At 45.6% G+C, this 9271-nt stretch carries 8 protein-coding genes; all 8 read right to left on the bottom strand.

Features of this window, described 5'->3' with window-relative positions; all coding sequences use genetic code 11:
* Positions 1-127: 127 nt before the first annotated feature.
* Complete coding sequence (locus JWJ90_RS21805) at positions 128-403, bottom strand: type II toxin-antitoxin system RelE/ParE family toxin (RefSeq protein WP_205229335.1); 276 nt, start codon at positions 401-403, stop codon at positions 128-130.
* 854 nt (positions 404-1257) lie between these two features.
* Positions 1258-2478 (bottom strand): hypothetical protein, encoded by a 1221-nt coding sequence (locus JWJ90_RS21810; protein WP_205229336.1) that lies wholly within the window; start codon positions 2476-2478, stop codon positions 1258-1260.
* 78 nt (positions 2479-2556) lie between these two features.
* Positions 2557-3093, bottom strand: a complete 537-nt coding sequence (locus JWJ90_RS21815; protein WP_205229337.1) for a hypothetical protein — start codon at positions 3091-3093, stop codon at positions 2557-2559.
* An 84-nt stretch (positions 3094-3177) separates the two neighbouring features.
* A complete protein-coding gene (locus tag JWJ90_RS21820; protein ID WP_205229338.1) occupies positions 3178-3699 on the bottom strand; it encodes a hypothetical protein in 522 nt (173 codons plus the stop codon).
* Between the two features lie 169 nt (positions 3700-3868).
* Positions 3869-6787 carry a transporter substrate-binding domain-containing protein gene (locus tag JWJ90_RS21825; protein WP_205229339.1) on the bottom strand — a complete coding sequence of 973 codons (2919 nt, stop codon included), beginning with the start codon at positions 6785-6787 and terminating at the stop codon, positions 3869-3871.
* A gap of 232 nt (positions 6788-7019) precedes the next feature.
* Entirely contained in the window at positions 7020-7571 is a 552-nt protein-coding gene (locus JWJ90_RS21830; protein WP_205229340.1) for a hypothetical protein, read from the bottom strand.
* A gap of 105 nt (positions 7572-7676) precedes the next feature.
* Positions 7677-7988: a hypothetical protein gene (locus JWJ90_RS21835; protein WP_205229341.1), complete on the bottom strand. Its 312-nt coding sequence runs from the start codon at positions 7986-7988 to the stop codon at positions 7677-7679.
* 536 nt (positions 7989-8524) lie between these two features.
* The gene (locus JWJ90_RS21840; RefSeq protein ID WP_205229342.1) at positions 8525-9157 is read right to left on the bottom strand and encodes a transposase; all 633 of its coding nucleotides are present in this window, start codon (positions 9155-9157) and stop codon (positions 8525-8527) included.
* Positions 9158-9271 lie beyond the last annotated feature (114 nt).

Consider the following 9271-nt stretch of genomic DNA (forward strand, 5'->3'; position numbering starts at 1 on the left):
CTGAATTTCTTTTTTTGGGAGACGCTGAGATGAGGTAAAACGCCCCCCAAAAAATGAATTATTTGATGGTGTTATTATACACAATTTTGATAAAAATTCAGCAAGTTAAATGATTCCCAAAGTAGAACTAATGGTAGTCTGTTATTTCTACATCGTATGGTTCATCAGACCACGAAAAGCGCACACGCCATTTATTATTGATTCTTATGCTGTACTGTCCCTGTCTATCGCCTCCCAATTTTTCAAATCGATTCCCGGGTGGGGATCGTAAATCAAGCAACTCGACTGCGCTATCAAGTATTTGGAGTTTACGTTCTGCTTGCGCCTGAAAAGTTCTGAATTGCTTTGGGCTGTTTCCTTCATAAAGGGCCTGTGTATGCTTGCATTTAAAATTCTTTGTCATGGTTAAAAGTATAACGGCATGCGTTAAATGTCAGGCGTGTGTTTTTAAGAAGAGAACATGCCGATCACCGGCGGCGTTTTTTCCGTCCGGTGAATTGGGTGTACGCCCGGCATGGGCGTGATCTAATGGGGTGCAAATCCCCTGTATGAACCTTGTTTCTGTGAAATTACAGAAGCATAAATACTAGCCGAAGGCAGGTAAGCGAAGACTCCGAGGCAGTCTCGCGAGAGCCTGTCTGAAGGAAGCCGGAGTGCAAAGTTATGGGACGACGAACAGAAATAGCACACAAGGCCGAGTCTCCGGGTAAGTCAGCACCACATGACAAAACCCCCAGAGTCTTCGCTTACCTGGTTCAGGAGATACGGTAAATGCTGCGGTCGTGTAGTGAAAGATTACGTTCTTATCCGGGGAGGCCTGCTCAACGAGCGGTAGCTGATTCAGCGGCGTCCTGTATGGGAACATGTAGGGTGATTGGGCAGGAGTCAGCAGCGGCCATATTAGGCGAAGGAAGTTACCCAACAGGAGCATGGGTAACTGGAAACGAGCTCGGCGAATAGAAAAGCTGGGAGGGCTCACCCCGCTGAAGGGCCAAACCTATAGAAGAAAGTGCAACCTTATATGCTCTGCCACGCGTTGAGCCCGACCGGGAGAGCGGATAAGCAGGCGCGATGAAAGAACCATTGCGCTTTCAAGTATATTTAGCAGTTGCTACCTTCTCGATGTCAAAGAGCTGCGACTATACTTCATCCGGCTACGGTTCGATGGTCTATGGGAACCGCCAAGTGCGGACCCGCACGCTTGGTGGTGTGGGGGGGCGGGGAGAAAAACCCCCGCTACCCGATTGGACTTTTTCCTTAATTTACCCAAATTGCAAATCCGATAAAATTCCCTTGGAACACTCTGGTGATTCTCGTCCATGTCTCTCGCGAGGAAAGATTTCCTTCTTCGAGATAGGGGATTGCTGCGGAACCCTGAAGCCAAAGAACTAGATCAAATGGTTGGGGATCATGGAATACTCGTTTAATGTTTATTCCCCGTCCATCCTTAAAGCGCCAGTGTGGAACAAGCTTATTCCCGTTCAAGATGCTTTCAAATTCGTCGAGAAACTCCTTCCAACCATCAATCATATCCTGGCTAATCTGAACACCAGTACCCCCTGTTTGCTGCGGATTAGGTATCCATTCGTTTTTGTTGTCGCTCTCCTTCTCAATGTGACTCCATGATAAACGACTACACTCTACTACCTTGAGCAGGTTGCGGTGGGCAGATCTCAGCCGATCGGGGGCTCTAACTTCAAGATTCATTACATGGATACCAGCTATTAGATCTGCCCAAATCGAGAGTTGAGCATCATTTTGCTTCTTTAAAGTGGTCCCAATGTCTGAAACAACCCGTGAAAAGAATATATGGGAAGAATATTTATAAACATCATCCCATTGATGAGCTAAAAGTGTTTCTGTTATCGCCAGCAGAAGATGTGAATATCCTTTCAACCAATAGGCATCACTAAGATCAAAATCAATCACTACGGATTTTCCATCAATAAAAAGCGCTCTCGATCGTCGATTGTATGCTGTATATACTTGGTGAAAATATTCATTTTCTCCAAGTTGGCCATCGTGGTCGAAGTCAATGCGAATAGTGGAAATATCTATGGAAGTGGTAAATTCTTTCTCATCTAGATTCTGTAGAGTCTGATTTACTTTCGAAATGCGGGCATGAAAACATTTTAGAGTTTCACTTATTGCATCGGGAGTCGCTAATTCTGGATTCTCGTTAATTGGAACGGGAACTCTCAAAAAGGGTAGCCTGGCTCTTTGACCCGATCTGCTATCCAGACCAAGGCGATGGAAGTCCTGAGCTAGACCTTCAAGTGCCTCAAAGAACTGAAGAACACCAAGCGAGAATTTTTCCTTATTTGATTCTTTGCCACCATTTTCTCTTTCTTCAAAGTAGTCGATGCCTGCAGCAAAGTCTCCTTTGACAAGATATTCGGCCAGTTCGTTTGCTGAAGCTATGGGCGTCAGGCATACAAGACTGAGTAGCACGTTTACTAAGATGATCTTTCTTTTCATGATTTCTTTCTCCAACGGGCCAGCGTAAGCGGCGAGGCCTAAGGGCGATGTCCGCTTAACGCAATAGTTAGCCACCTATCAAAAATTTGATTCGCCATTGCAGGCGAATATCTTTTGAGCACCTTCCAGGATGTCGCCCGTGTTCAGTTTTTGAACAGATCTAGCCATAAAATTGCGGCCACAATCTGACGAGTAGAGCATAGTAAAGGGAATGCTAGAGAGAGCTGTAGATCTATGGGACATCATTACTGATAGGTAGGTATCATAAATGCCATTCATGAACCGAAGTTGATCTTTTGTGTACTCAAATGAATCAGGATCGGGTTTAGGGGCATTTGACAGCATTTTTTGGAATGCCTCAGACGTTGATTTGAATGCCTCGTAGTGCCAACTATGCCATTCATCTGCGATAAATTGGGACTCACTTGAGTAGGCAGGGGATAATTCGCCCCTTTCTTTTTCGTTTAAAGTGACTGCTATGCAATCCATTTGATCAATATCCTCGCCAATCATGATCGCCAGGCCAAATAGTTTACTTGTGCTGGTGATTTGATCTACGAATGCAAGAAGATCGTTTTCAAAAGATGATTTAAGCTGGGTGTAGTTGATTTCCATGGGATTCCTTGCTTGCGACTAACGTATTGCTCTCTGGAGAGGGCCGCTTTTGGGCCCAAATCCAGTGCAGCAAAAGGTTGTGTGTCACTTATCTTTATTTGGAGCCATCGAAAAAAGTCGATTTCGCAATTTATCAATATTGCTATCGTTTTTACTATTATACGCCACATTCTCAAAAGCGAAACTGAGGATCTCGTATAAGGCTTCTTGATTCGATGGCGTCAAAGCTTTAAATTCCTTTTCAAAAAAATCAGGCTTACACACAAAAATGCGCCCCAGTGTCCATGCAGGCGTTTCAGAGGCAGAGTTCGATGTTGACAAAGTCACTTGAAAAAGAGCGTGCAGTAACTCTTTATCTTCATTTCGGCAATTTATTTGAACAGCAGACTGAAGCGCCTGATCAAACGGGCCTTCTGCATACTCTTCGGCCTGTTGGCGAAGATCTGTGCTTGATGCAGTGCCAACAGAAGCGACATACTCTTTGTTCAACAATTCATATTTTTTGAATGTGACAATTACATCACTTGCCGACATCCCATCCTCGGCTATTGAGATTGATGTACAGAAAGATACGATAAAAAATAGAATAATCGTTTTAGTAGTCATATTTCACACAACGCGGAGCTTAGGGGGGCGGAGAAGCTTCCGCAATCCATTGAAACGATTTGTGTACGCCCGGCATGGGCGTGATCTAATGGGGTGCAAGTCCCCTGTATGTAAAGCCTGTTACTGTCGTGATGACAGGAACATAAATCGCGTTCTTATCCCGGCATTTTTAAGCAATGTTTGCAGATGCCGAGGCCTCAGAAACCACCACCCGGTTCCGCCCGTTGTTCTTGGCCTCATAAAGGGCCTGGTCCGCCATGTTCAAGCATTGCTCAGCAATGGTATCTTCCCGGGGAATATTAAAATAAATTCCCGCACTGATGGTGAAGTTAATCTTTCGGTCACCATGGGTGATATGGCTGTCTTGCATATATTCGCGAAGATCATCAGTATAGGCGGCGATCTTTCGGGCGTCCTTGCCCATGCATATAATGGCGAACTCCTCACCGCCGATCCGGCACACGATATCTGAACGCCGCTGGAACCGTTCCATAAGGATTTTGCCAAATCGTTTTAGACATTTATCTCCGGCAGGATGGCCATAGGTGTCGTTGAGGCTCTTGAAATGGTCAATGTCGAGGATGACAACCGAAAAGTGGATGGCACTGCGTTTGCAGATGTCAAACATCCGCCGGAATTGCTCGTCAAATGTCCGCCGGTTAAAAAGTCCGGTCAACCCGTCGGTACTGCTCAACTCCTCCAAGGCGTGGTTTGCCTCGATCAGCTTTTGGTTGAGTTTGCGTACCTTTTGTATCCAGAACAAGGAAAGGAGCACCATGACGGAAAGTACTCCCAGGATCTTCCAGAACGGGGAATAGTCAAATTTTTGCTCCACCTTTACGCTGAGCCATTGATCCAGAATTCGGGACTTTTCCTGGTCAGACACGGACATGATAAGTTTTTGAAAAATTGCCCCCAACAGAGGCTCGTCGCTCCGGGTGCCGATACAGGGCTGCCAGTCCATGGGCATTTTACCTGCAATCTTGACATCCACGATTTTCTCCTGCCGCAAATGATAACCGATACTGGTCATGGTTTCGATAAAGCCAAACAACTCTCCTCTCTGTAGCTTTGCGATACCTTCCGGATCGTTGTCCACCGCCACAAGGGACATGCGGGGATAGGCGGATTTAAGACTTTCATAAATAGGTGATGCCCTAATGACCCCCATGGGACGATCCAAAAATTTCCTAATGTCGTCAATGAAGGGCGCATTAACAGAGGTGGCGATAACATTGGGGACGGTGAGATAGGGGCTTGTAAAATCCATGTACTGCTGCGTTTCATCTGTTTTCATGACGTCCATACAAAAATCGCACTTCTTCTGCCTGATCAACCGGAACAAGTCCGCCCAAGAGTCGCACTTCTCCACAATTATGGCGATGGGCAGCTTCTTGCCCAAAAGCGCCATCAAATCCGCACTGATCCCTGTGTAACGGCCGTCGTTGGCCACATTTCCAAAGGGCAGCCGGTCGGAGAGCACGCAAAGAACCAGTTTTTTCTTCTTTTTCAGATAGGCCAGCTCTTTTTCCGAAAACCTGAGCATGTAATCCGAAAAGATCCCGGTTCTGGGAGAAAGCCAGGTGGTTTCAAGCATCTGCCAGTCTGCGGCGGACAGGGATTTTAAGGCCTTATTAAGAATGCTGTCCAGAGGGGCCAGGTCCGGCCGGACACCGAAACGAAGATCTTCAGCCGGCACCCCTTCAGAGTCAAGTTCTCCGGCAACCACCAGATTAACCAGCCCAAGCTTTCGGATATAGTGGTTTCCGGTATTAAGCGGAGAGACCACAGCGTCCAGATCCCCAAAGGATAAGGCCTTCATCATGGCGGAGTGATTGTCATATTCACGCAAATGGGGGCCAACAGCCCTGGATAGCGCCTCTTTATAAAAGACATCTGCGGTAATGCCCACAGAAAGGCCTCTCAAGCTGTTGACATCTTTGTAGTCTCTAAACTCGTTCCTCACAAAAACCACTGTTGGAATGGCGTGATAGACATCCGTATACCGGGTAAATTTTGTCCGTTCTTTGGTATATGAAATGTTGGCAAGGGCTTCCAACTGGCCGGTTTTAAAAAGATAAAGCACCTTGGGCCAGTCATCCACAACATAGGAAAATTTTATTCCGGTCTTTTCGGAAATGATATCCAGAAGGGACGCGGTATAGCCCGCCTGGCGGCCCTGGCTGGTAAAGCTGAAGGGAGAAAAATCTGCCAGCATCCCCATGGAGACAATCGGGTGATTTCGAATAAAAGCCTTTTCCCCATCGGTCAAAAAAAGCTTGGAATCATCTTTGTTTAGATAGGGATATTGGCTCCACTTGAGGGTCAGAGCCGTAAGTGTTTCCTTTGGGATAGTCTTCAACAATTTGGCCAGAATCGAATGGAGCCGGGGTTCCTTTTGAGAAACGCCCAGCCGGTAGTCCTCCTCTGTGACCCCTTCTATCTTAAAGGGCCCGGCCACTCCCAACCCGGTGAGGTTATTGTCCCGGGCGATGAAATGTCCGGTTAATTCGCTGGACACCACCGCATCTATCCAGCCAAAGGAAAGGGCCTTCATAAGTGAGATATAATCGTCATACTCGTGAACCTCGACCAAATCTTTCAAGCGGATGGCATCGGCGTAATAAATATCTTTTATGATACCGACCCTTTTCCCCTTAAGGCTCTTCAACCCCGAAAAGGGGGAGGGGATTTCCCCGGTCCGCATGAACAGGACAAGCTTTTTAATGTGATAAGCCGGGGTGAAGAGCAGCCATTTGCTACGGTCCTCGGTAAAGGAGATTTGATCAATGACATCCAGTTCCTCTTTTTTAAAAGACGAAAAAACATTGGACCAGCTGCCTAGAACAAAGTTGAATTTCAGCCCTGACGTTTGTTCCAAAAGATGAAGCAGGTCAATGGAGAACCCGTTAATTTTTCCCTGGGAATAAAATGAATAGGGGGGCTCGTTATCAATAACACCAATGGTCACCTGTTTTTTTTCCTGAATGTACGCTTTTTCCTCAGGCATCAACGCCTTTAGGTTTTCCGTTGCATGAACAGCGACTGTAATACCCATTAAGGAGAGGACCAGGATTATTTTAAACATGCGAATCATCAGAGCACAAAAATTCCTTATATTCGTTTATCCATATCAATGGATTGAGGAAAATTTGCCGCAGGATAAACATTTGTGTCATCTTCCCCTGGAGCAAATATAGGAAGGCTTATAGTCATACAGAGGTGAGCCAATACCTGGTGTGGCTTAATCAGGGCCTCACGGCTTAACCTGACGGCTATGGGGCTGGGGGAGAGATTCCCCCGGCTACCCGATTCGGTGATTAATCCTTTGAAAATGTTTCATAATAAATGTCACATAGACCGTCATAGTATCCCCAGCCAATTCCTGATGCAGATTTCATAATTTCTTGAAGTCTTTTTTTGAATTTTTCTTGTTCTGTCTCTGGAAGTTCCAAAACAGTCTCAGATGCGTGTTCATACATTTCGAGCATGGCATCATAGAAATCTTCATCAATATCTCCGTAGCTCAAAGTAAAATTGTTGCCACATTCAACAAAAAATACTCTTAATTCTGCTTCCTCCAAAGGGTTATCAACTGCTCTTGAATACCGGTTTATAGCATCAATTGCTTTTTCAATATCCAAGGGCTCATTATCCTCAAGATAAGGATGTACAGAGTCTTGAATGATTTTTTTATATTTTGACAACGGATTCTCACCGATTGAAAAACGAGTAAAGAAAAAATCTTTGTTGTCCGATGATAGACGATATAAATCACGTATCAGATCAATTAATTGACTTTTTCCATGTTGATCAACAATCTTCTCAATGTCTTTCCAACTTGGTTCTTGCTGTTTCTTTTTTCTTGCCATATCTAGTTTTATTCACCGAACGATCGATGATCACCGGTTTATCCCGTGAAATATTTAGTTGTATGGATTCAAAACGTGGCCTGATCCTAATAATTCCTCAATTTTTCATACTATTTGAGCTAGCAGAAAATAAGAGTTAGTGAAAATCAAAATTGCTCCTATAAAGACTACATTCACTGGTTTTACAGAAAAGTCAAAAACACTTCTGTCATAAACAGGGAATTTTTTAAAACCTATTTCAATTGACTGTGCGACTTTTTCCCTGAAAACTATTAGCAAAATGCCACAGATCAAACCAAATATTGGACTTAAGTTTTCCATGCTGTAATACTTATTTTTTTTCGTTTTTGATGCGTAACGCTGGCCTTCACGTGCGGGAATGAAGAGCAGCGGAATTTCCGTCAGTGTGCAAGGCATGGTGTGCGCCCGGCATGGGCGTGATCTAATGGGGTGCAAGTCCCCTGTTTGTAAAACCTGTTACTGTCGTGATGACAGGAACATAAATACTAGCCGAAAGCAGGTAAGCGAAGACTCCGAGGGCGATCCCGCGAGGGTTCGTCTGGGGGGCCCGCTGGCCATGAGCCGCAGGCGAAAGCGACCTATGGGAGCGGTAACCTGGAGCGCTAAGTTATGAGTCGACTAACAGAAAAGGCATACAAGGCCGAGTCTCTGGGCAAGTCAGCACAACATGACAAAACCCCCGGAGTCTTCGCTTACCTGTTTTAGGAGATACGGTAAATGCCGCGATCGGAGTCTCCCAGTGGTCGCTTACCTGCATAACGAAAGATCACGTCCTTATCCGGGGAGGCCTGTCCGGTATGCGATCCAACTACCGTTGGAAAGCGCCATGCATGGTAACATGCCTGGTTTACTTACAGGGGGAGGTCTTACAGGATCTTACAGGGGCATCTTACAGGGGGCGGGCCAAGTCAACCCTCTGTTATTTCAGTTATTCATCTCCAAATATAGCAGTTTTCAGGGGCTATTTCGTACTTTTCATCCCCTAAAAGAGATGAATAGGAAGCTTGTGCCTCGCGAAGATGGAATGATTTCCCAGACGGTACAATCTTCCGCCCCAACACCATTGTGCCCATCGTTCCCTTCAGTTCTTCGACAAAACGCTCGCTTCCGACTGCCACAGAGCGACTCCACTTGTCATCACGAAGAGGAATTCCTTCTTTGAGGCAGCTCTCAACTCTTTGTCGGTGAGTTGCTTGCAGGGTACCGTAGGTGTCGAATCCTAGAAGCTCTTGTAAACGATCATAATCTATCAATATATTTTTCCGTTTTGGCTGCTGGATTTCATTGTATCCGGAAAAAAACCATTCGGAAGGATGTTGCACAACTCCTGCTCTCACCATATTCATATCGATATACACGATGCATTGCAGCAAATGATCGCCACTCTCAACTGCAGTAGCGTGATATCGATCTTCCCAATAGGCTCCTTTCCTTCCCTTCCGCTGGTTGAATTCCTGGCCAGTCCTTCCTGCAATCAATTGAATGGAGCGGGGGATGACATTCTGCCCCTTATCATCAGCAACTAAAAGATGGATATGATTCGATGTAACGGTGTAGATTCGCATTCCCGCCGCCCCGAAAATCCGCTTAAATTCTCATGAAGCATTACCAGTAACGAGAAAGTCTCTACCAGTCAAAGTAAGAAAAATGATCACCACGTGGTGTGGTCGTGGATTGCA

This window comes from Desulfobulbus rhabdoformis, assembly GCF_016919065.1.
In the GTDB taxonomy this organism is placed as follows: domain Bacteria; phylum Desulfobacterota; class Desulfobulbia; order Desulfobulbales; family Desulfobulbaceae; genus Desulfobulbus; species Desulfobulbus rhabdoformis.

Coding starts and splice junctions, on each gene's coding strand:
- JWJ90_RS21805 (WP_205229335.1), bottom strand. CDS start 403: ATGACAAAGAATTTTAAATGCAAGCATACACAGGCCCTTTATGAAGGA.
- JWJ90_RS21810 (WP_205229336.1), bottom strand. CDS start 2,478: ATGAAAAGAAAGATCATCTTAGTAAACGTGCTACTCAGTCTTGTATGC.
- JWJ90_RS21815 (WP_205229337.1), bottom strand. CDS start 3,093: ATGGAAATCAACTACACCCAGCTTAAATCATCTTTTGAAAACGATCTT.
- JWJ90_RS21820 (WP_205229338.1), bottom strand. CDS start 3,699: ATGACTACTAAAACGATTATTCTATTTTTTATCGTATCTTTCTGTACA.
- JWJ90_RS21825 (WP_205229339.1), bottom strand. CDS start 6,787: ATGTTTAAAATAATCCTGGTCCTCTCCTTAATGGGTATTACAGTCGCT.
- JWJ90_RS21830 (WP_205229340.1), bottom strand. CDS start 7,571: ATGGCAAGAAAAAAGAAACAGCAAGAACCAAGTTGGAAAGACATTGAG.
- JWJ90_RS21835 (WP_205229341.1), bottom strand. CDS start 7,988: ATGCCTTGCACACTGACGGAAATTCCGCTGCTCTTCATTCCCGCACGT.
- JWJ90_RS21840 (WP_205229342.1), bottom strand. CDS start 9,157: ATGCGAATCTACACCGTTACATCGAATCATATCCATCTTTTAGTTGCT.